Here is a 1,995-nt window from a genome sequence, read left to right as displayed (position 1 = left end):
GGCACCTGCTCCACGCCGATCACGCGGTACTCGCCCTCGGCCAGGCGCCGGTCGCGGCCCCCGCCGCCGCTCGAATGGCCGATCGAGTCCGAGGCGCTCGAGGCCGCCGACCCCGCGCTGGAGGCCATGGAGGTGAACAGTTCCGCATGGCCGGGCAGGGCGGCGGTGGCGAGCAGCGAAGACACGCACGCGGCGCGAACGAAGGCAATCAGGGGCATGGCAATCCTCGGGGCCGCGGCGGGCAGGGGGCGGGGTGGGTGGGGATCATGGCGGCGGTCACTGGAACTGGGCGGTGAGTTCCTGCGCGCCCTTTTCGATGCCGGCCTGCGCCGCATCCAGGGTGCCGAAGGTCGCGCTGATGTTCAGCGCGTTCGGGTATTGCTTGGTGACGAAGGCGTCGAGCAGCTGGTTCGACACCGCGTCGAAGATCTCCACGGCGTAGCTGACCGAGCCGGTGAAGGTGCCTTCCTTGCCGCGAATGCCCTGCACCAGGTTGTAGGGCCCGCCGCCGATGTCGAAGCGCGTGAAAGTGCTCAGGCCCCGCGTGGTGAGCCTGGCGCCGGTGAGCGTCACGCGCAGGCGCAGCGTGGCGGGGGCGGGCTGGGCCACGATCTGAAAGCGCGTGGCCAGCCGCGCCGTGAACTGCCGGCGCATGTCGCCAGCCAGCTGGCGCCGCTGGGCCTCGGGCACGTCCTCGAACTGGTGGTCGGGCCCGGAGTAGATCACGATGGGGTCGAGGATCACCTTGGTGTACTGGCTCCAGTCCCGGTGCGATGCCACGCGGTAGGGAATGCGGCCGGTGTCGTCGTCCAGGTTGGGCCGCAGTTGGGGCGCGGACTGCAGCCCGGTGTAGGCGATGGGCTGGGTGCTGGCGCAGCCGGCCAGGGCGGCAAGGCACAGCAGGGGCAGGAGCGTCGCGGGGCGCAGAAAAGGGGTGGCATGCATGGAGCTTCTCCAAAAGAAAGGGACGAAGGGGGTCCAGCCCCGGGCCGAGGGGCCAGGGGATGGGTCTATAACTGAACATGCATGTACGGTATAGTATGATTTGCCCGAGGGAGCCCTGTCAAGTAAAGAGTACAAGTTAGTTCACTTTTGGAGATGCGAATGCGGGTCAGGACCCAGGCGCGGCGGGATGCCATCGTGGAAGCGGCGGCCAAATTGTTCGAGGAGGTGGGGTACGAGGCGGCGTCGATGAACGAGCTGGCCAAGCGGCTCGGGGGCTCCAAGGCCACCCTCTACGGCTATTTCCCGTCCAAGGAGCCGCTGTTCGTCGCCGTGGTGCAGTCGCTGGCGACCTCCCACCTGGCCGACGCCACCTCCCACCTGCTGGCGGCGCTGGAAACGCGCCCGCCGATGCGGCCCACGCTGACCCGGTTCGGGGACGAGGCGCTGCAGGTGATGCTGAACGACCGCCGCGCGCTCTCGGTGTACCGCATGGTGCTGGCGGACGCGGGCCGCTCCAACATCGGCGAGCTGTTCGACGGCGCCGGCCCGCGCCAGTGCATCGACGCGCTCACCCGCTTCATGGGCGCCGCCATGGCGCGCGGCGAGGTGTGCGAGGGCGATCCCCAGGTCATGGCGATGCAGTTCATGGCGCTGCTCACCGCGGAAACCGGGCCGCGCCTGTACCAGCAGGACCCACCCGCCGTCTCCGTCGCCGACATCCACGCGCGGGTGGTGCGGGCCGTGGACTTCTTCCTGCGGGGCGCGGCCCCCGGGCGCTAAGCGCGACCCGAAGCGCGCCGGCATGCCCTGCGGCGCCGACGCCGGTTCGGCGTCTTGTCCTGCGCATTTGCCGGGGTCGCGGGCCAGTGCGGTCGGCTCAGCCGTCGTTCAATAGGGCCATCCCCCGCCGACCCTTCTCTTTGGCCCCTTCGCCTGGAACCCGAATGTCCGCCTTGCCGTCCCGCACCGAGTCTCCCGCCGCACCGCCGCCGTCCTTGCCGGGCGGCGATTCGCCCACCCACCGCGCGCACAGCGCCTCGCGCGCGCCGC

Annotated in this window: 2 protein-coding genes and 1 pseudogene; 1 reads left to right on the top strand and 2 read right to left on the bottom strand. The window is 70.3% G+C overall.

All coding sequences use genetic code 11. The annotated features are described in order from the left end of the window. Together AC27IO_RS23470 and AC27IO_RS23465 are read right to left on the bottom strand one after the other, a co-directional pair. Positions 1-218 (bottom strand): annotated as a pseudogene (locus AC27IO_RS23470) (hypothetical protein); the annotation flags it as partial. 58 nt (positions 219-276) lie between these two features. Then, positions 277-945 carry a DUF3313 domain-containing protein gene (locus AC27IO_RS23465; protein ID WP_498741071.1) on the bottom strand — a complete coding sequence of 223 codons (669 nt, stop codon included), beginning with the start codon at positions 943-945 and terminating at the stop codon, positions 277-279. Positions 946-1,104: 159 nt separating this feature from the next. Between AC27IO_RS23465 and AC27IO_RS23460 the strand changes: the two genes are divergently transcribed. Beyond that, positions 1,105-1,725, top strand: coding sequence for a TetR/AcrR family transcriptional regulator (locus AC27IO_RS23460; protein WP_498741070.1), 621 nt, complete (start codon positions 1,105-1,107; stop codon positions 1,723-1,725). Positions 1,726-1,995 lie beyond the last annotated feature (270 nt).

The organism is Acidovorax sp. KNOB132 (genome assembly GCF_057541515.1).
The sequence above is the reverse complement of the archived record's forward strand: the minus strand, read 5'-3'. Positions and strand labels throughout refer to the sequence as shown.

Coding starts and splice junctions, on each gene's coding strand:
- AC27IO_RS23460 (WP_498741070.1), top strand. CDS start 1,105: ATGCGGGTCAGGACCCAGGCGCGGCGGGATGCCATCGTGGAAGCGGCG.
- AC27IO_RS23465 (WP_498741071.1), bottom strand. CDS start 945: ATGCATGCCACCCCTTTTCTGCGCCCCGCGACGCTCCTGCCCCTGCTG.